Source organism: Mojavia sp., assembly GCF_059505145.1.
On the sequence record NZ_JCACKA010000115.1, the window covers coordinates 211,863 to 231,365 of the forward strand.

25 protein-coding genes and 2 pseudogenes are annotated in these 19,503 nt (G+C 39.7%); 16 read left to right on the forward strand and 11 right to left on the reverse strand.

What is annotated here, in order from left to right:
* The first annotated feature begins 13 nt into the window (after positions 1–13).
* From AC5JL8_RS31500 to AC5JL8_RS31555, 12 genes and pseudogenes are all read left to right on the forward strand, one after another.
* On the forward strand, positions 14–259 hold the full coding sequence (locus tag AC5JL8_RS31500; protein ID WP_495883604.1) for a HypC/HybG/HupF family hydrogenase formation chaperone: 246 nt from the start codon (positions 14–16) through the stop codon (positions 257–259).
* Positions 260–268: 9 nt separating this feature from the next.
* Positions 269–394 carry a hypothetical protein gene (locus tag AC5JL8_RS31505; RefSeq protein ID WP_495883605.1) on the forward strand — a complete coding sequence of 42 codons (126 nt, stop codon included), beginning with the start codon at positions 269–271 and terminating at the stop codon, positions 392–394.
* Positions 395–413: 19 nt separating this feature from the next.
* Positions 414–1,598, forward strand: a complete 1,185-nt coding sequence (hypD, locus tag AC5JL8_RS31510; RefSeq protein ID WP_495883606.1) for a hydrogenase formation protein HypD — start codon at positions 414–416, stop codon at positions 1,596–1,598.
* 34 nt (positions 1,599–1,632) lie between these two features.
* Positions 1,633–1,866 (forward strand): annotated as a pseudogene (locus tag AC5JL8_RS31515) (tautomerase family protein); the annotation flags it as partial.
* A gap of 82 nt (positions 1,867–1,948) precedes the next feature.
* The gene (locus AC5JL8_RS31520; protein WP_495883607.1) at positions 1,949–2,332 is read left to right on the forward strand and encodes a glyoxalase superfamily protein; all 384 of its coding nucleotides are present in this window, start codon (positions 1,949–1,951) and stop codon (positions 2,330–2,332) included.
* Positions 2,333–2,367: 35 nt separating this feature from the next.
* Positions 2,368–3,471: a hydrogenase expression/formation protein HypE gene (gene hypE / locus AC5JL8_RS31525; protein ID WP_495883608.1), complete on the forward strand. Its 1,104-nt coding sequence runs from the start codon at positions 2,368–2,370 to the stop codon at positions 3,469–3,471.
* A 19-nt stretch (positions 3,472–3,490) separates the two neighbouring features.
* Positions 3,491–3,832, forward strand: a complete 342-nt coding sequence (hypA, locus tag AC5JL8_RS31530; protein ID WP_495883609.1) for a hydrogenase maturation nickel metallochaperone HypA — start codon at positions 3,491–3,493, stop codon at positions 3,830–3,832.
* Complete coding sequence (hypB, locus tag AC5JL8_RS31535) at positions 3,823–4,695, forward strand: hydrogenase nickel incorporation protein HypB (protein WP_495883610.1); 873 nt, start codon at positions 3,823–3,825, stop codon at positions 4,693–4,695. Before hypA ends, hypB begins: the two co-directional genes overlap by 10 nt.
* A 319-nt stretch (positions 4,696–5,014) precedes the next feature.
* Entirely contained in the window at positions 5,015–5,260 is a 246-nt protein-coding gene (locus AC5JL8_RS31540; RefSeq protein ID WP_495883611.1) for a hypothetical protein, read from the forward strand.
* Between the two features lie 324 nt (positions 5,261–5,584).
* Positions 5,585–5,902 carry a hypothetical protein gene (locus AC5JL8_RS31545; protein ID WP_495883612.1) on the forward strand — a complete coding sequence of 106 codons (318 nt, stop codon included), beginning with the start codon at positions 5,585–5,587 and terminating at the stop codon, positions 5,900–5,902.
* Positions 5,903–5,969: 67 nt separating this feature from the next.
* The gene (locus AC5JL8_RS31550; protein ID WP_495883613.1) at positions 5,970–6,236 is read left to right on the forward strand and encodes a hypothetical protein; all 267 of its coding nucleotides are present in this window, start codon (positions 5,970–5,972) and stop codon (positions 6,234–6,236) included.
* 30 nt (positions 6,237–6,266) lie between these two features.
* Positions 6,267–6,449 carry a hypothetical protein gene (locus AC5JL8_RS31555; RefSeq protein ID WP_495883614.1) on the forward strand — a complete coding sequence of 61 codons (183 nt, stop codon included), beginning with the start codon at positions 6,267–6,269 and terminating at the stop codon, positions 6,447–6,449.
* A gap of 245 nt (positions 6,450–6,694) precedes the next feature.
* Here AC5JL8_RS31555 and AC5JL8_RS31560 read toward each other — a convergent pair whose 3' ends face one another.
* The 7 genes from AC5JL8_RS31560 to AC5JL8_RS31590 all read right to left on the reverse strand — a co-directional run bounded on the left by AC5JL8_RS31560 (position 6,695) and on the right by AC5JL8_RS31590 (position 10,568).
* Positions 6,695–7,399 carry a Uma2 family endonuclease gene (locus AC5JL8_RS31560; RefSeq protein WP_495883615.1) on the reverse strand — a complete coding sequence of 235 codons (705 nt, stop codon included), beginning with the start codon at positions 7,397–7,399 and terminating at the stop codon, positions 6,695–6,697.
* A 156-nt stretch (positions 7,400–7,555) separates the two neighbouring features.
* Entirely contained in the window at positions 7,556–7,927 is a 372-nt protein-coding gene (locus AC5JL8_RS31565; protein WP_495883616.1) for a hypothetical protein, read from the reverse strand.
* Positions 7,920–8,921 carry an LLM class flavin-dependent oxidoreductase gene (locus AC5JL8_RS31570; RefSeq protein ID WP_495883617.1) on the reverse strand — a complete coding sequence of 334 codons (1,002 nt, stop codon included), beginning with the start codon at positions 8,919–8,921 and terminating at the stop codon, positions 7,920–7,922. The genes AC5JL8_RS31565 and AC5JL8_RS31570 overlap by 8 nt, the downstream gene beginning before the upstream one ends.
* 21 nt (positions 8,922–8,942) lie before the next feature.
* A complete protein-coding gene (locus AC5JL8_RS31575) occupies positions 8,943–9,308 on the reverse strand; it encodes a hypothetical protein (RefSeq protein WP_495883618.1) in 366 nt (121 codons plus the stop codon).
* Between the two features lie 198 nt (positions 9,309–9,506).
* Positions 9,507–9,818, reverse strand: a complete 312-nt coding sequence (locus tag AC5JL8_RS31580) for a hypothetical protein (RefSeq protein WP_495883619.1) — start codon at positions 9,816–9,818, stop codon at positions 9,507–9,509.
* Positions 9,819–9,820: 2 nt separating this feature from the next.
* Entirely contained in the window at positions 9,821–10,099 is a 279-nt protein-coding gene (locus tag AC5JL8_RS31585) for a hypothetical protein (RefSeq protein WP_495883620.1), read from the reverse strand.
* A 40-nt stretch (positions 10,100–10,139) separates the two neighbouring features.
* Entirely contained in the window at positions 10,140–10,568 is a 429-nt protein-coding gene (locus tag AC5JL8_RS31590; RefSeq protein WP_495883621.1) for a hypothetical protein, read from the reverse strand.
* Between the two features lie 1,166 nt (positions 10,569–11,734).
* Between AC5JL8_RS31590 and cysK the strand changes: the two genes are divergently transcribed.
* Positions 11,735–12,694, forward strand: a complete 960-nt coding sequence (gene cysK, locus AC5JL8_RS31595; protein ID WP_495883622.1) for a cysteine synthase A — start codon at positions 11,735–11,737, stop codon at positions 12,692–12,694.
* A gap of 266 nt (positions 12,695–12,960) precedes the next feature.
* Here cysK and tnpA read toward each other — a convergent pair whose 3' ends face one another.
* Positions 12,961–13,398, reverse strand: coding sequence for an IS200/IS605 family transposase (gene tnpA, locus AC5JL8_RS31600; protein WP_495883623.1), 438 nt, complete (start codon positions 13,396–13,398; stop codon positions 12,961–12,963).
* A gap of 379 nt (positions 13,399–13,777) precedes the next feature.
* Between tnpA and AC5JL8_RS31605 the strand changes: the two genes are divergently transcribed.
* The gene (locus AC5JL8_RS31605) at positions 13,778–14,005 is read left to right on the forward strand and encodes a hypothetical protein (protein ID WP_495883624.1); all 228 of its coding nucleotides are present in this window, start codon (positions 13,778–13,780) and stop codon (positions 14,003–14,005) included.
* Between the two features lie 337 nt (positions 14,006–14,342).
* Here the strand turns inward: AC5JL8_RS31605 and AC5JL8_RS31610 are convergent, their stop codons facing one another.
* Entirely contained in the window at positions 14,343–16,172 is a 1,830-nt protein-coding gene (locus AC5JL8_RS31610) for an SUMF1/EgtB/PvdO family nonheme iron enzyme (RefSeq protein ID WP_495883625.1), read from the reverse strand.
* 241 nt (positions 16,173–16,413) lie between these two features.
* On the opposite strand from AC5JL8_RS31610, the pseudogene AC5JL8_RS31615 reads away from it, so the two are divergent.
* Together AC5JL8_RS31615 and AC5JL8_RS31620 are read left to right on the forward strand one after the other, a co-directional pair.
* Positions 16,414–16,848 (forward strand): annotated as a pseudogene (locus tag AC5JL8_RS31615) (Pepco domain-containing protein).
* Between the two features lie 13 nt (positions 16,849–16,861).
* Positions 16,862–17,983 carry a caspase family protein gene (locus AC5JL8_RS31620; protein WP_495883626.1) on the forward strand — a complete coding sequence of 374 codons (1,122 nt, stop codon included), beginning with the start codon at positions 16,862–16,864 and terminating at the stop codon, positions 17,981–17,983.
* 252 nt (positions 17,984–18,235) lie between these two features.
* Here the strand turns inward: AC5JL8_RS31620 and AC5JL8_RS31625 are convergent, their stop codons facing one another.
* Together AC5JL8_RS31625 and AC5JL8_RS31630 are read right to left on the reverse strand one after the other, a co-directional pair.
* Positions 18,236–18,667, reverse strand: a complete 432-nt coding sequence (locus AC5JL8_RS31625) for a DUF433 domain-containing protein (protein WP_495883627.1) — start codon at positions 18,665–18,667, stop codon at positions 18,236–18,238.
* Between the two features lie 144 nt (positions 18,668–18,811).
* Positions 18,812–19,207, reverse strand: coding sequence for a hypothetical protein (locus tag AC5JL8_RS31630; RefSeq protein ID WP_495883628.1), 396 nt, complete (start codon positions 19,205–19,207; stop codon positions 18,812–18,814).
* Positions 19,208–19,503: the final 296 nt, after the last annotated feature.

Sequence of the window (19,503 nt, forward strand, 5' to 3'; positions counted from 1 at the left end):
TAGGAAAATCCCAATGTGTTTAGGAATTCCCGGTCAAATTGTCGAAATAACTGACATTAATCATAAATTAGCCGTTGTCAACGTTGGTGGTGTCAAACGACAAGTAAATATTGCCTGCATTGTTGACGAACAACATCCTCCAGAAGCTTGTATTGGCGATTGGGTATTAGTTCATGTCGGCTTTGCCATGAATCGCATTAACGAACAAGAAGCAGCAGAAACATTACAACTATTACAAGAAATAGCAGCAAATATCTAGCACTACTCAATGGTTAATAAAATCTTCTCTATCTTCTCTTCCTTCGTGCCCTTTGTGACGGCAGTCGCTCATGGGGGAAACCCCCAAGACCGTGCTGCCTCTCCTTTGCGGTTCGTTAAAGAAATCCCTCTGTAAAAACTATTCCCCAACTCCTATGAAATATGTTGACGAATTCCGCGAACCAGAAAAAGCTGAAGGCTTACGCCGGGAAATCACCAAATTAAGTCAACAACTAGGAAGACATATCAAAATTATGGAGGTATGCGGCGGACATACCCATTCTATTTTTAAATACGGTATTGAAGAAATTTTGCCAGATAACATTGAATTAATTCATGGGCCTGGCTGTCCAGTATGCGTCATGCCTAAAGGAAGATTAGATGATGCGATCGCAATCTCCCAAAATCCTAACGTCATCTTTGCCACTTTTGGCGATGCCATGCGAGTTCCTGGTTCCAAAACTAGCTTACTCCAAGCCAAAGCTACAGGCGCAGATATCCGCATAGTATACTCGCCACTAGATAGCTTGCAAATAGCCAAAAACAACCCCGACAAAGAAGTTGTATTTTTCGGCTTAGGTTTTGAAACCACAGCCCCCAGTACCGCCTTCACCATCCTGCAAGCAGCCGCAGAAAAAATTCCTAATTTTAGTATGTTTTGTAATCACGTCCTTGTGATTCCCGCCTTACAAGCACTACTAGATAACCCCGACTTGCAATTAGATGGATTTGTCGGCCCTGGTCATGTCAGTATGGTAATTGGTACTGACCCTTATCAATTTATTTCTCAACAATATCATAAGCCAATTATTGTCTCAGGATTTGAACCTTTAGATATTCTTCAATCGATTTGTATGCTGTTACAGCAACTATTAGAAAATCGTTGTGAAGTCGAAAACCAATATAATCGAATTGTACAGAAAGCTGGCAATACAGTGGCAATACAAGCCATGAATCAAGTATTTACAGCGCGAGACAATTTTGATTGGCGCGGCTTGGGTGATATACCTTATTCAGGCTTAAAAATTCGTCCTGAATACGCACAATTCGACGCTGAACTGAAATTTAGCATTCCTAATCTCAAAATTGCTGATCATAAAGCTTGTCAATGTGGAGAAATTCTTAAAGGAGTCTTAAAACCTTGGCAATGCAAAGTATTTGGTACAGCTTGCACTCCAGAAACACCAATTGGTACTTGTATGGTATCTTCTGAAGGCGCTTGTGCAGCCTATTACAAATATGGCAGACTTTCCACCATTGCTAAAAGAACGATGCGGGAAGAACCAAAGGTAAGCATAACTCAAATCCCTCTGCCCGCTTGCGGTAATTCTTTGAGTTAATCAATCTTGCCTTTCTACTCTACAAAACTACCTTAATTTCAGGAGAAAACTTATGCCATTTGTCACCATTCAAATTGCCAAAGGTCACTCTATCGAAAAAAAGCGGCGGCTAGTAGAAGCCATGACTAATGCCTTAGTTTCAGCTTTAGATACCAAACCAGAATGGATAACTATCCATATTGATGAATTTGAGCGAGAAAATTGGGCTGTAAATGGCATACTGCATTGTGATAGACATCGTGGTAGGCATGACGAGGCAGGCAGATAAAGTCAGTGTTCAATTTTAGGATGTATTAGTCTGCTGCTGATTTATTTGAACAAATTTTGGGGAATCTACTGGCTAAAAATATATGAATAAACAATCCATACTGGGTAATATCAGCCCAATTATTCCGGCTGGCAAAGATTTAGACAAAGCCATTGCCTTTTATGAACAAAAGCTTGGATTTAAAACTATACATACAGAAGGTAAGCCAGTAAGAATGGCAATCGTGAAACGTGATTCTGCACAAATATTTTTGCAAAAAAATGATGATAAGCACCTTGCCGAAGGAACACAATTTCTGATCCAAGTTAGCCACATTGAACAACTTTATGCAGAGTTTATTGCCAAGGATGAATCAATTATTCACCCCCAAGGGCATTTAGAAACGAAACCTTGGGGATTGAAAGAATTTGTAGTTATTGATTCTTTTGGTGTGTGCATCACATTCTATGAGGTAGCTAATTCTTAATTGTCTGCCTAATTAACATAAAAATTAATTTAAATATGGAAGCCTCCCCTAGCACCTCAGCACAAAATATTCTTTTTGAAAAACTGGAAAAAATCCGTCGTCGCCAAGGTAAAGTGCGAGATAGCCATATTACCCTTGCACATGGTAGCGGTGGTAAAGCCATGCGCGATTTAATTGAAGATATTTTTGTCAAAAGTTTTAATAACCCAATTCTCTCACAATTAGAAGACCAAGCTAGGTTGAATTTAGCCAATCTCATGCAACAGGGAGATAGACTAGCTTTTACAACCGATTCTTATGTTGTAGATCCGTTATTTTTTCCTGGTGGCGATATTGGAGAATTAGCCATTAATGGCACAGTTAATGATTTAGCAATGAGTGGTGCTAAACCTTTATATCTCACCTGTAGCGTTATTTTAGAAGAAGGATTAGCTGTAGAAACTTTACGGCGTGTAGCTACCAGTATGTCAATAGCTGCAAAAAAAGCTGGTATTCAAATTGTCACTGGTGATACAAAAGTTGTCCATCGCGGTGCTGTCGATAAATTGTTTATTAATACGACTGGGATTGGTGTAATTCCTAGAGGAGTTGAAATCTCTGCCCATAAAATTCAACCAGGCGATGCAGTAATTGTTAATGGTGAATTGGGCAATCATGGGACAGCAATTTTAATTGCCCGTGGTGAATTAGCATTAGATTCTAATATTGAAAGCGACTGTCAGCCATTGCATAGCTTGGTAGAAACTATTCTCAATGTTTGCCCCGAAATTCATGCTATGCGGGATGCCACACGCGGCGGTTTAGCTACTGTATTAAATGAATTTGCCCTCAGTTCTAATGTAGGAATTCGCCTACACGAGGAATCTATTCCTGTTCGTGAAGAAGTCAAAGGAGTATGTGAAATTCTTGGTTTAGATCCCTTATATCTAGCAAATGAAGGGAAGGTAGTAGTAGTAGTACCTAGCAAATATGCAGAAACTGTTTTGACAGCTATGAAATCTCACCCAGCCGGAAAAGACGCTTGTGTTATTGGTGAAGTTATTGCTTCGCCTCCAGGTATTGTTTTGTTAAAAACTGTTTTCAATGCTGAACGTATTGTTGATATGCTAGTGGGCGATCAAATGCCACGAATTTGTTAATTTTTAAGAGATACTTTGTATGCACGAACTTGGAATTACACAAAATATTGTGGCTATTGTGAATGAACATGCTAATGGTAACAAAGTCAGCCGAGTTTTATTAGAAATTGGCAAGCTTTCAGCGATTATGCCTGATGCAATACGGTTTTGTTTTGATATTTGCACTCAAGGTACAGTTCTCGAAGGAGCAACATTAGAAATTAGAGAAATTCCCGGCTTGGCACAATGTCGCCAATGCGGTGCGGAAGTTCCTTTAGAAAAGCCTTTTGGTATTTGTAAGTGTGGTAGCGTGCAATTAAATTTAATAACAGGTGAAGAATTAAAAGTTAAAGAAATAGAAATAGAGGAACTATGTGTGTAACCTGTGGTTGTTCTGACGATGCTGAAAGCAAGATAAATAATCCAGAAACAGGTGAAGTTACTCACCATCATCATACCCATACTTTAGCTGATGGCACTGTAATTACTCATTTTCATAGCCACGAACATCATACAGAAGTATCACAAATTCATGCAAAAATACACAACACAACAATTTCTTTAGAACAAAATATTTTAGCCAAGAATAATTTACTAGCTGCACAAAATCGGGGCTGGTTCAAAGGACGAAATATCTTAGCCTTAAATTTAATGAGTTCTCCTGGCGCGGGAAAAACAACTCTCTTAACCCGCACCATTAATGATTTAAAAGCTCAAATTTATATCAGTGTCATTGAAGGCGATCAAGAAACAACCAATGATGCTCAAAAAATTCAAGAGACAGGCTGTAAAGTTGTTCAAATTAATACTGGTACAGGCTGCCATTTAGATGCATCAATGATAGACCGGGGTTTACAACAATTAAACCCACCGTTAAACTCAGTAGTAATGATTGAGAATGTTGGTAATCTAGTTTGCCCAGCTTTATTTGATTTGGGGGAACAGGCGAAAGTAGTGATTCTCTCAGTTACGGAAGGAGAAGATAAACCAATCAAATATCCTCATATGTTCCGTGCTAGTGAGGTGATGATTCTCACTAAAATTGACCTGCTGCCCTATGTGCAGTTTGATCTCCAAAAATGTATAAAATATGCACAAGAAGTAAATCCTGAAATTCAAATTTTTCAGGTTTCTGCAACTACAGGTACTGGGTTGGATAGTTGGTATTCGTGGCTGTCTCAAAAGGTAGCCGACTTTCAACCACCAGCAAAGCAAGTTGGTACGAGAGCAAATACAGCACGATGACAAGCTTAAATATCTAGTGAGTCAAGACTTTATTAAGTTGAGTGGCTAATACACTCCTGCATAAAGTTGATTGTGTCTGCATCTGGTAACTTCTCAAATGGGGGGGGTTACCATGATGCAGATGTATCTATATTAATTAATGGTGGTGGGTACGTCATCACTGATTGATACATTTTGAGCGATATTCTAACTCAGCTTCTGATGAGAAATCACCGGGGAACTCGGCGATCGCTACCCTCGATATGTCTATCTTGCATTTATCCGTATGTTTATATCAGAAAGTTAGCTATTTTGCAAGATTTTTGTTATACTTATTTACATGATAAATGATTTAGACTTCAAATCTCCTGAACTGTTTGGCCCTGTTGTTTTTAGGCCTGACTTTAATAGCTTTAAGGCTATCAATGCTTCCCAAGCTTGGTCTTTATTCTTTACAGGTGGTAGAGAAGATAAAAAACTAGATTCTAACCCTCGAATAAGTCTGTTATTTACTAGTATTTTGCTAGGACTTGGTGTTTCAGGGTTCGCCAGAACACTGATTTTCCGGACTTTCTCTGCTGCTTAAACGCTTAACTACTAGTTAATACGATGTCTTCTGTGAACCACCAAGAAGTTGGTGGTTCAAAATTTTAGTGTGTCTTCACTAAAATCTGATTAACGGCATAGTTTAGGCTATCAACTTACAAATCTTTTAAACTCCTACTAGCCTAAAGAATATCAGGACAAATATTTATCCAAAATTTAGCAATTTAAACTATAGCAGTCCTAAATCATCCGTGAAAACCTTCGTCTCTTTTCTGTTCTCTTCTCTTTTCTTCGCGCCCTACCCTCCGGGAAGCCGCTGCGCGTCTACGTTTAAAATAATTTTCACAACTCAGATAAGAAATTAATGTTAGACTTTAACACCTTGACGGTATTTTCAAGCACTTACTGCATTGCTATTTGCGCCTTTTTAATTCCAGCAAACCTAATTACTACCTCGTTGACAATAGGTTTCACATTGTTGGGTCGTCCAGTTATTGAGATTTGGCAAACTGCTGCAATTGCCAGTATCTTTGCTCTATTAATGATATTGCACGTATTTGCTTGGTTTATGATTGGAGTTGTCATGGCTCCCACCTACATTTTATTGGGGTTAGGAAGCATCTGTCTGTTCGCAAATTTAGGAGCGATTCTCCTACACAGGCGCTTTGCTCTTTACATATAATTAAAATACCGTTAGCTTTCATTCAAATCAGCGCCTGGCAACTAAAACCATGAGGAGTCAAGCGATAATGGATAAACCAATCTTGGAAAAAGATGGCACTAAATCTGAGTGTGGAATTAATGTAACGTGGTATGTAGCGGTACATCCCCACCCTTTACTTAATGGTAAATATTCGTATGCAATTGCCATCCATAATGTATTAGAGCGCAATCCCTTTCCCATCGCCGACTTTGATTCATGTCTGTTTGGCTGTTACGACACAGCGCATCAAGCGCTGGATGCTGGAGTTAAAGAAGCACAAATAAATCCGATGATAGCTGATATAATTAAATAATGTATTATATGTAATATTTGCTATTAGCTAATGGAAACGGGAAGAAATAACCCACTAGATATAGACCACATTAGCCCTAAAGTAAAAGAGCTAATTAAGCAATACGCTGCTGTAAATAACTGTACGCAGGGTGAAATGCTAGATCGTATTGTTTCGGAGTGGAATACCCAACAAAGCGAGAGCGAACGGCCGCCAGGAGACGAAGACGAATAGCTTTTTTGTACAAGCCCTTGGTCTAGATAGAATTGAGTCCAAAAATGCACTAGGTAAAATAGACTGAGAGGATGTTTTAAAAGTTTTGGGCGAGTGATAAATTAGACTTTACAAACATCCTCTGAGAATTGTTAACAAAAATTGGCTATATACTATAGTCAGGTTGAAATTTTATTTGACACGGTGCAGTGTAAAGTCAGTGTAAGGCATACTTTAACACTCAAGGCGATCGCTTGTTTCCCCAATTACTCATTAGGTAGATAATCAGGGTCGATGCCGAGAGAATGCAAATACTCTGCCAACTTTTCTGCTCGGATATTTTCCTGTTCTGCTCGTTCTTCTGCTGTGAAATAGCGATCGCCCTGATCATCATACCAAGACAGAGCTTCTTGTTGAATCCCACCGATTATACCTTGGTATCGTGCAATACCTAAACCCACTTCCGGCATCCAGTAAGGTTCACCTATCTGCAATTGATAGTTCTCATCTATCAACTTATAAATTTCAAATGGTTGATGTTGGTCGCGCTGCCAAAATTCGGGATTATAAATCACATAGTACAACACACTCAGTTGCCGATATATCGCCAGCTTCTCGTCGTATTCGCCCCGTGGTATGTGGGATACAATCTCTAATGCGAGTATGGGAACTATCTCGTTTTCTTCCCAAACTACGTAACTTTTGCGTGACTTACCACTTTTTTTGCGTTCCACCTCCAAACTCAAAAAAGCGTCTGGCACTACAGGTACTTTAGGATTCACCCCTTTAGTGTGATACACTGCCATGTTTACACCGAAGTACCAATTCATCCGAGTTGCCCAAATTGAATTGAGTAAGAACAGTAAAACATTGGGCAAAAAATTCTGGTCTTCGTTATCCACTGGTGTATCGTCACTGCAAGGCAGTTCATCAGTAGTTGGTAACGCATTTTTGAGATCGGATGAGTGCATAACCGTTGTCTCTTTGGCGTTGAGTTCTTTTATTATAGGCAGCGAAGAAGACGCGGTGAAGTTTGTTCCCGCGTCTTCTTTAGCAAGTCAAAATCACTCCAAAAGGAACCACAGATAAACACAGATAAACCATCTGTGGTTCAATATCCAATCGCTTTACAGCCAATCTCGATAAGCTGAAATTTCATTTACGCTAATTTCAAACGGCCTACCTTTACCAAATGGGGGATAAACGCGGATTTTAGCATTACTGGTAAACCGTTCTAGGCGATTCCCGATTTGAGGAATATTGCTGACTATATGCCAGTAAGACACAATGTCAAGGCAATCGATGATTAACATCAGGATATTAGCATTGGTTGTGAGATACCACTGGCATTGAGCTAACAATGCTTGCGTAATGCGATCGCAAGCTTGATAAAAGCATCTGCCAATAGATTGCTCTAGTTCCAGATGCAACATTCCATCCATCTTCGTCACTTCGGATGGAGGTAAATCATCTGGAGGAAGCAATGGTAACTTAGACATAATTCCGCACCTCTTGGTTATAGCGCGTCAAACTCTCCAGGTTTTTTTGCAAATCGCAAGATGAGGGTTTGATTGCTAGCGTGCCTAAATTTAATTCATCCTGGAATTTTTTGATTTTGTCTCGACACGTTTTGACATCACCAATAATTGAGTTCTCAAGCAAATAGTCTTCATCAAAACAAATATTGGTGCGATCAAATGGCTTATGGCCGCTAGAACTTTTCTGCATCACTTGTTCTGAGTTGGCTTTCATTTTCTGGCTAAACTTGCGGATGAAAGGCAACGCTTCACTAACTGCTTCGTCGTATGTCCTGGCAACATAAAAGAAACGAGTTAGTATCAGGTTTTCAGAACCGCTAGAACTTAACTCTCGGTATTTAGCAACAGTATTCCGCAATCGTTCCAGCGCAAATGGTGGCCCCCCCATCAAACCGAAAGAATGTTTGGCGGCAAACCCTATACCGTCATCATCTCCAGTGGCTACATATACTGGAATCTGTCGTTGCAAAGGTTTTGGGTAAATTGTCAGGCGATCGCATTGATAAAATTGCCCATTAAATGATACATCAGTTTCATATAAAAGCTTCTGAATCAATGCCATTGCCTCTAGCATCTGGGCACGAGATTCACCCATTGGTGTAGCAAAATGCTTGTTCTGTTCGGGAAATGGCCCGCCTTTGGCAATCCCAAATAATAATCTGCCATTACACAGATTATCCAAGGTTGCAATGTCCTCCGCTACCCTAATTGGGTTGTGAAACGGTAGTAACACTGCTGCTGTGCCTAATCGGATAGTTGAAGTCAATCCTGCCAAGTGTGCTATCAACACCAACATGGAAGGGCTGAGATTGGATTCACTAAAATGATGCTCACTCACCCAGGCTTCTTCAAAGCCTAAGCTTTCCGCCTGCTTTACCAATGCAACTTGTTCAAAGATGGCACGGCGGGCATCTTGATGATGATTATCGTAATTGCAGAAAAGTCCTGTTTTCATTATTAGCTTGCAATCGCTATTTTAGGATGCAGCAACCCAGTGCAGCTCTAACCATAAGCGTGGATGATTTTGCTTTAACTTCGACATTGGATCGCGTAGCAATCGTTTGGCATTCATACAAACTACTTGAACTAGTCCCATATTGTCAGCTATTTCTCTGAGTACGTGTTTTTGGGCTTGTACATGAGGAATCATTTCTTCAGAACAATAAATTCCTATATACTGCAAACGTCTAGCAGGTCTTCCCCAAAAACAGGTAATTACCTTCACATAACACCCGTCAAGTAATTCCCCAACACTGGGATAGTAGTGATTGACGACTCTTGTGAATTCTTTGGCTAGGATGTCTTCAGCAATCATAGCAATTGATATTTCTGTAGCGTTCATCACTATAGTAATATAACACAAATATGTCAGTCAAATATGGCATTAATTATTACTTATTTAAAAGAAAATATTAAAAATTACAGACGTTTTATTAAATAAGAAAAGAGGCGATATTAAAAAAATATCACCTCTAATATGCTGACTAATTAAAATTGTTAATTCAAAATTTTTGTATTAATTTTAAATTTTGAATTGTAACTATCGAGCATTCCGCTCTGATACTAAAACTTCTGCAACTAAATGTGGTAAATCTACGAGGTCAACATATCCATCTGATCCTCGAATAGGCGAGATAAATGTATAATCTGGATCACACGCTCCAGTATCGTAGACTTGAATAAACCACCTATCAGGAAATCCTGCTACACCCAGTTCTACAATGTACCAAGACTCACCAATCAGACGAGAATTAAAGATTGTGAACCACTCGCGATCGTATTCTGAAATATTCCAGTCAGCCATGAGAAACTCAAAGGCTATTTGTCCAGCGTCAGTTGCAGTCAATAGCATTATTACTCCTTAGTTGAAACTTCTGGTTCACCATCAGCAGGTTCAGTTTCAGGGTACAATCCTAATTGTTTCGCTAATTCACGGCCTAGAAAAAACAAAAATTTGGCACCGTCTTGATTGCCTTCGTGTGCGAATACAGTTGCGACTTTTAGAATTGCATATACTAAACCAGAATCAATTAATTCTGGATTCGCTTCTAAAACTTCTGGTTCCTGTCCGTTAGGGCATTTAAGTAGCTGATCAATCAAATCAAAATACTGGAGTTCGCGTTCTTCTGTCATGGTGTCTTTGTTGATTTAGAATGAATGTATTTGGAATGTTTTACTGCTCAATGCTTTGTTGCCAAAGCCTTTCTAGCATTTCAACTTGTTCTTTAAAAACAGCAGTACGATAAACAAGATATCTGTCGTAAAGAATAATCCCTAACCCAACAAAAATAGGGGTTATTAAGAAAAACCATTGCAGAATAGTTGTCAGTTGATATTGCTCCACAGCAGTCAACTCTTGATGATTAAGATTGTGTTCAGAAATTTTTAGACTTGACTGATATGTAGAAGTATCTATGCCTTCTGACTGGGGAACCAAGGCGTTATTGACTCTACTATTATTGTTCACATTACAAGTTAAATTCTGTGCTTTTACTAACTCTATATGACGTCCCCAAACTATGGTAAAAGCTAATATTCCTGGAGAAATCACCGCTAAAGTAAATATACAGACTGTGAGAACATTTAAAAGCTTCACTTTCATCTTGGTTCTCCCTTCCCAGGTAGTATGCACCCAGTAAGAAAATATCTTGTGTTATTTCACCAATTAGTTTCTGTTTAAACTGTACAAATAAACCTGATACTAAAAAAGTTATCAGTTATCATTTATCCATTTTCAGTTTGTTTACTGTGTACTAATTACTAAACTAGAGGTGGTTTAATTCAAGCATCTTGTTAAACTCATCCCTGCTTGTCAATCAATACAGTTCAGTTAAGACTATAACTGTTTGTTGAACTCAATTTTTTTAACGAACCGCAAAGGGCGCAAAGAGCACAAAGAGAAAAAAATGCTTAACTGAACCGTATTGGCTTGTAAATCAGTATTCAGTAATACTGAAATAGGTTATTTTGGAAATTAGGGGGTTAAGAAGTCCCCCCTTCATCTCCAGGCTATTGCTTGGGAATGTTGGGGGGTAGAGGGGAATCTCTGCGTAAATCCTATAGGTTTTATATCAGTCGACTCTCTACAAAGGAGTTTAGCTGAGTTGGATCAAAATTATTAAAGTTATTAAAGTTGTACTCAAAGACTGTAACTGCCATCTGATAAGTCTTAAAAAAAATTGGTGGGGTATGGGTGCTAGTATTTTTGGGCTGATGCACTAGCATTTACGATGTAGGGTTCGGGTTGTTTTGTACTCAAGCTCAAAGCAATGTGGGCTGCTAATAAAAGACTGTTTTGCTTGATTTATTTGCCGATAAAAGTTGTACTCAAAAACATATCAGCGCTTAACAATACATTAAGATAATCGAGAAAACAATTAAATTTTAAAAGTTATATTATTTGTTCTAGATAAACTAAAAACTATTAAAACCTCATTTAGAATCTTGGATATATACAACAAGTTTAATCTTTAAAAAATTTAGTTATAACTTCCTATCTTCAAAATTTGTATTTTAGTAAAAAGAGTAATAGATAAACTATTTAAATTTTTCCATCAAATTATAGTTTTGTTACCATAATCTGAATCAAGAAGAAATATAAATATTTCACTGAGTTGCTTTCTAATATTTTAGAGTTTATTGTTTAGTTAGAATACATACCTGATGTACGCGCTTGCACTCGACTGTAAATTAAATACATTCGAGCTTACTGTTATAAGTAAAAAATACCTTGCACTTTACTGAATTTAGAATTTTAGGAGTTAATTAATGCGGATTGCTAAAGATGTAACAGAACTTATTGGACGAACTCCTTTAGTGGAACTCAACAAAATTCCCCAAGCAGAGGGAGCAGGAGCAAGGATAGTTGTCAAACTTGAAGGCATGAACCCAGCGGCTTCAGTTAAAGACCGTATTGGGATAAGTATGGTACTCTCGGCAGAAGCAGAAGGTTTGATTCAGCCTGGAAAAACCATTTTAGTAGAGCCAACTTCTGGCAATACAGGAATTGCTTTAGCAATGGTAGCAGCCGCACGTGGCTACCGTTTGATTTTGACAATGCCTGAAACCATGAGCAACGAAAGACGGGCGATGCTTCGAGCTTATGGTGCTACTTTGGAGTTAACACCAGGTACAGAAGGGATGCGGGGAGCAATTCGCAAAGCCGAAGAAATTGTGGCTAACACTCCCAACGCATATATGCTGCAACAGTTCCGCAACGCAGCTAATCCCAAAATTCACCGAGAAACCACCGCCGAAGAAATTTGGGCAGATACGGATGGTGAAGTAGATATCGTGATTGCTGGAGTAGGTACTGGTGGGACAATTACAGGTATTGCTGAGGTTATTAAACAACGTAAGCCAACTTTTCAGGCGATCGCAGTTGAACCTAGCAACAGTCCTGTATTATCTGGAGGGGAAGCTGGGCCGCATAAAATTCAAGGTATCGGCGCTGGCTTTATCCCCGATGTTCTCCGCCTGGAATTGGTTGATGAAGTGATTCGAGTCAGCGATGAACAGTCGATGGTATTTGGACGACGGCTGGCTAAAGAAGAAGGTTTATTATCTGGGATATCTTCCGGTGCGGCTTTGTGTGCTGCATTGCAAGTAGCTAAACGTCCCGAAAACGCAGGAAAGCTCATCGTCATGATTCAGCCTTCCTTTGGCGAACGTTATCTTAGCACCTTGATGTTCCAAGATTTAACTTTGGAACCTACTGTAGTGCGGTAGGCGGAGAACTTCTGGGCAATAGAGTGTAAAGTATCGCACTGAAAGTTATCCCGCTCAGAACTGAAGTTCCGGGCTAATAGCGTAAGTCCACTCAAGTGGACTGAAATTTTTGCTTAGTCTTCTTGAGAAGACTTTAGCTATTAGCCTTGGAATTGATTTCCGTGGATGGCAACGAAAATAGAAACTAAAATAACTTTTAAAACATTGTCCATGAGTCCACCTCAGAATTGATTCTGAGGCTCATGGCAAAAGTGAGCTAAAGCTGATTAAAGATAAAATTTTTGAGGAGCGTCATCATCTTGGTTATCTTCTTCTAAAGATGCAACTATTGTTCCATTTGAATGATGCTCTTTCTGATTTTTTACATAAATAACAGCTTGTTCCAGTTGTTTTCTACCCAGTGAAAAAACCCCATATCCTCTTTGCCAACCAAACATATTTTCTACAGGATATAAATGATTAATATAATGAGTACTACTGCCTTTAATTTTTTGGACAAAATCAGAAATAGAAATTTTGGGAGGAATAGAAGCTACTAAATGAATATGATTTTCTACGCCGTTAATAGCATGAATAATAGTATTAAGTTCATCGGATTTGCTAATAATATAATTGGAAAGTTTCGCTTCACGTTCGCTGGTAATTAGTGGCTGACGGTCTTTTGTCGCCCAAACCAAATGATAATAAAGTCGCCACAAAGCCATAAGTTCACTCTATTTGTGATTCTCAATGTTTTGTTATTTAGTATTCCCATAAGGATAAAAAAAATATGCTTTGGTTGAGTGGTTATAGCAATTATCGGTTGCGTGAGGTACACCCTGAGGCTACGGCAGTGCCCATAGGTGTCAACTTAAGCTAAAAATAGCCTTTCTCATAGCTTTGTTACCCACCTTGGAATTCATTCCAAGGCTAATAGTTCAAGTCTACTGAAGTAGACTAAGAATTGTGATGGATATTTAGTCATCTTGAGATGACTTTTGCTATTAGACTGGGAATTCATTCCCAGTCGGGCTATGAGTTTCGCATTAAGTTGACACCAATGTTGCCCCTACATCTGGCGATATAATTTTGTACCGCATCTGAATGGAAACCGCTATATTTTTAAATTCAGTTATAAATGGCTTAACTGTTGGCTTCCGTGCCCGCCCGGAAATGAATGATACTGTTGGTCAATTAATTGAGGGGTATAAACTCCCATCACAAAAACCTTCGCTTTGCGTTGTTCTCCCGCCCTGCAATCAATTGCGGGCTAATAGCAAAAGTACGTTAAAACGCACTGAAAATATTGGAGATATTAAATTGATGGGTTAAACGCCCCACCTGATTCGCCAACATCATCATGCATTTCCAGGCTCATAACCAAAGTAAACTTTAGTTTACTCAATAATTTATTCTTGTGATTTTAGTCATCTTGAGATGACTTTTGCTATTAGCCTCAGAATTCATTCTGAGGCGTTCTCTGGGGTTTTACGTTTTGGCTCACTCTTATAAAAGCATTGCTAGGCTGTCTCATTTTAACTGTAAGCTTTCTGGCTTTTGTTCGCCGTCAAACTCATGTTACGTGAAAAAATGCGATCGTTCCGCTTCGCTACACTCTAAAAGGAAAAAAGAACAAGCGTAGAGGGAAAAAGGACTAAAGCATAAAGGGCTACCGAAGAATCCTCCCGGCAGCGCACACAAAACGAAAACCAATATTGACGTTGAGGTTGACGCGCGTGTTGAGACTGCGAAACGCGGAACGGCAGCTATCAGGATAGATGAGCCAGGAACCGCCCCGCAGCACGGCTATTCCTTGTTTTTGAAAAAGGTTATCATTATTATCAAACCACGCACTACCATCTTCTGGCGCTCCTTGATAGGTGCTATGCCAATCATCTAGACACCATTCCCAAACGTTGCCGTGCATATCGTATAATCCAAAGCCGTTGGGTGGAAAACTTCTTACTTCTGTTGTTTGTTTACGATATTTGCCCTTTGACTCAGAAGCATAAGTAAAATTTCCGTCGTAATTGGCTAACTCAGTTGTAATCGTCTCCCCGAAGTGAAAAGGTGTCGTCGTTCCTGCACGACACGCATATTCCCATTCCGCTTCACTAGGTAGGCGATATTGCTTATTTGTATGTTTTGAAAGGCGGGAGCAAAACTCAACTGCATCGTACCAAGACACTGTTTCTACTGGTCGGTTGTCTCCTTTAAATTTAGATGGGTCTGTTTTCAAGTCATTGTTAACTTTAGATAGTGCGGCTACTCTTCTCCATTGGGCTTGGGTAACTGGATATTTACCCATAAAGAATGATTCGACAGTTACTTGATGCTGAGGTTTTTCACCATCAGATCCTTCCCCTGATGGTGAACCCATGATAAATTTGCCACTGGGAATCGCAACCATTTCTAAGCTGACACCATTGCCGAAGTCTTCAGTAAAATATTCAGCTTGACCTTTTTCTCGTTTAACTTCCTCACCTTTAGCATTTACCGTCACCACATCGAAGTTAAATGTTGGGTTTTCAGGAGTTACTGACCTTTCTCCCCTGGATGAAGTCACAGGCTCAGGGGTTGGGGGTGCAGAAGACTGTCCCTGTTGCTTGGCAATTCTAATAAATGCTTCAATTACCTGGATATCTGACCCCCTAGCAGCCACATTCACCCGCAGCCATAATTGTCTAGCTAATTCCCAATCTCCTTTAACTTCTGCTTGATAAGCATCTAGTTTCAGTTGGTTAATATCATTCAGCGTTGCGTAGTCGGGTAACAAAATTAGGTGTAGTTTTGTCGCAGGTTCGGCTATAGCATAGGGATGTTGCAGAATTTTCCGGTGTGTTTGATTGATTGTGGGTACTCTCGATTTTAAATATCTGTCTAATCTTTCTACTGTGGCGCAGTTTCCTTCACCTGCTATCCTCAACCCTTCTAACAAAGCTTGGGTGAATGAGCCGTGTTGCAACTGCTCAATTTCATAAGATTTTTGACTGGGACTGCAAGAATAAAAGGTGACTACTCCCTGATGTTCTTCACCAATACCTAGCCCCCGCCTACTTCCTTCATCGCGGCAAGCATCTAAAAACAAGACTACATTATCTGCCCCACTGCGACGCAATCTTTGGGTAACAAATTCAACAGGGATTGCTGTATGTTCTACATCGCCTGGGTCGCTATCTATTAGCATAAGATAATCGCGATCGCCTTCCCGACAACCATGACCTGCAAAGAAAAACCAGATATTATCCCCTGGTTCCAGTAGTGGCTTTTCAAAGTTTGCCCGTAAGAACCGCCGCAAGTTACCGTAAGTCGGCTGAGTAGGAATAGGTGGATTGGTGGCAATTGGGAGAGAATCGTCAGTGAAGAGGAAAACTTGATCAAATCTGGCTTCCTTCCCAAACCAATCGCGCATAGCTTCGGCATCTAGTTTTGCGTAATTTAGGTGCTGAAGATTGTTGTACTGGTTAATGCCGATCGCGATCGCCCAATTTTTAGCCATTGCTGCGTTGGTATGCTCGTCTTATTTGCCAGTTTAAGTGTTACTACTGAATAATAGCAGTTGATAGAAAATCAGCCTTGGCGATTGGAAATCGCGGCTACACAGACAAAACCCACCTCCGTGGGTTTCAAATCCTTGATTTTTCATTAGTCTGCGGAGGCGGACTTGGTTTGTGTAGTAGCGAATTCGATTCGCCTAGTTAAATCAAGAATAGTTTAAATAATTAAAATTAATTAAATTTATGTCAGCAGAAAATCCCACCCCAGAAGCCATTTGGATTATTACCGAAGAAACGGCTGAAACCTCAAACACAACTACTGAAACAGTCACAGATAGTGTAACTAGAAGCATTGGAGCCAGAAGCAGTGGCGATACAGGAGGACGACTCGGCGGAATTCAAACCAAGGAAGAAATAGTTTTCACCCAAAAAAAAGGCGAACTAGTAATTACTAGACGCAAAGTAGAGGTAACTAAAATCAAGCAAGAAATGAAGGGATTTCTGCAAGCAATGCGGGAAATGCTTGATGAAGCCGAAGAACCCAATTCTAAAATGTAGTTGGATGAGGTTGAGCTTTCAGTAGAAATTAATGGCGAAGGACAAGTCAGTCTGTTTGGGATTGGTGGTGGTAAAGTCGGAGGAAAAGGAGCGATGACTTTTAAATTCAAGCGGAAATAATTGGTAGTTGAAGATGGGTAGGAATTGGGCGATTGTTGTTGGGATTAATCACTATGAAAATCTGCGATCGCTAAACTTTGCCAAGCGAGATGCTTCTGTCATGGCGACTTGGTTTCAACAAGAAGCCAGATTTGAGCAGGTTTTCTTGTTTACTGACGATTCTCCCCCAATTGCAACCAATCCGCCAATTCCTACTCAACCTACTTTTGGTCATTTGCGGCGATTCTTACGGGCACAGTTTGAGAATACTTTATTAAAGCCAGAAGATAATTTATGGTTTTTCTTTGCAGGTCATGGCAATAGATATAAAGATAGAGATTATTTAATGTTCTCCGACAGTGACCCAGGAGATATAGAACATACTGCTATTTCTGTTGATTATGTCACTCAAAGATTGCGGCGCAGTGGGGCTGATAATGTAGTGTTGTTTTTAGATGCTTGCCGAGATGAAAGTAGTCGCTCTGGATTGGGAATTGGTGAGCAAAGATATCAGGGAGTAATTACATTTTATTCTTGCACAGCTAACCAAAAATCTTGGGAAATAAATGAATTACAACATGGTGCTTTTACATATTCACTCTTAGAAGCATTGCGACTACAAGGTGAGGCTAATTGTGCCACAGTCGAGCGTTTAGCACAATATTTAAGTTATCAAGTTCCCGCTATTAATACTCGCTATGGACAGGAAACACAAAATCCTTACTGGCAAGCAGAACCGCCTTATAAAATGTATTTTATTTTATTAGAGCAAACTGCCACACTTAGAGATGTAGAGCCATTAAAATATCAAGCCTCCCAAGCTGAAAATAGAGGTGATTTATCATTAGCAAAACAATTATGGGTGAGAGTTTTAGCTGTATCCCGTGGTGATTGTGATGCAATTGAAGCGATTGAAAGGATTGCGCTGCGTCAGCGAGGAAATTTTGAACCGACAATCACAACTATTGAACCTGTTACTTCGTCAAGCGGAGGTAGGTCAGCAAGTTCTAAGCCTGTAACTAATTCATCGATACCATCTGAAGCAAATCAAGAATCGCTGTTGGCTCAACAGCAAGAAGAACATCGGCAGAATTTAGCTCGTTATCAGCAAGCTTTCTCGGAAGCGGAACGATCTAATTTTTTTCACAGAGTATAAACTTCTGCTATGGGATAAATAGCCTACTCACACCTAAGTAATTCTCAATGTAAAACACAATCTCTATCAGGCGATCAATACACTGCTCTCGATACTCTCGCTCAACTATACGATCAACATTTGCAATAGTAATATCATGTTCGGTTAATCACTTATAAAATGTCATTGCGAGCGTAACGAAGTGAAGCGAAGCAATCGCAAGGGCTGGGATTGCTTCGCTTCGCTCGCAATGACTATGATCGATAAGAAAAATCATTGACTGAGTGCAGCAGGTTTAGTTTTGCGTGCTTGTAATTTTTCCCAAGCGGCTTTGTACTCAGGTTTTGGTGTCAATGTGGCAACATAAGCCAAACGCTCTTTGTTACGTTCTTCCCAATACTGGCGAATTTCTTGGGCTTGTTGCACTACGCTCTGATATTCTGCTTCTACTTCAGCACGGTGGGTTTCAATGTAAGACATTGCTGCATTGAACTGCTCATCAGTAATGTAGAAATAATTGTGAATTAAATGGGGTGCATAACCTTTATGAATATAGTCCATCAACTGATATAAAGTTATACGTGTCCCTGCGTTCCCCGCAGGGGTTGCCGAAGGCATCGCTAGTCCTCGTTCTGTACGAATAATAGCTGGTTGCCCAGCCAAGGTTTGAGGCATAGATGATAACTCTTTGGGTGTTATTTCCATATTATTCTTACGCTACACAAAAGCGTCCTTATTTTTTTGAAAAAACAGAAATGTAGAGTTGACGGTGCGTTAGCCTCCGGCATAACACAACGCCAGTCGCCTCAACGGGGGGAACCCCCGCACGGCGCTGGCTCCCCTACATTTCTAGACAGGTTTAACATTATCATCTGATGCTTTTTCTGCAACAGATTTTAAGCGGCTGGCTCTGATTTTACGGGCGCGATCGCTATTACGAACACCACCCGCCATTTCATATTCGCGGCTGTCTTTGCCGTACTTAATAGCAACCACCATCAGCATCTTTTCACAAAGCTGACTCAAGTGTTGTTCTATTTCTTCAATTTCATCTCTAGAAGAATCAACTACAGACAAAGCAGTGTTATATACGTCAACTTTTGTACGTAAATACTCAATTGTCGTCATCAATTTTTCTAGATTATAATCCTCATCAAATTTGATTTCTGGAACAATCGATTTTAGCCCAGAAAATCTTAATTGAGCTTTTTCTAAAACGCGGGATGTTCTTTTTCTAAACGCCATAAGTTTATTTTTGTAAGATGCTACCAGAGCTAGCTTGCCCTAATTAAATACTTTTTTGGTTCAGTGTAATTTACAATTTTTATAAGAAAATTTTAGATGATAATACCAGTAATTTCTCGGTATTTAATCACAATAATCAATTAATATTCTTGGATTTCGTTTCTCAAGTCAATCACTACAAGGGAGACCGCTTCCATTGCAAGGGAGACTGCTTCCATTGCAAGGAAGATCGCTTCCATTACAAGGAAGATCGCTTCCATTACAAGGAAGATCGCTTCCATTACAAGGAAGATCGC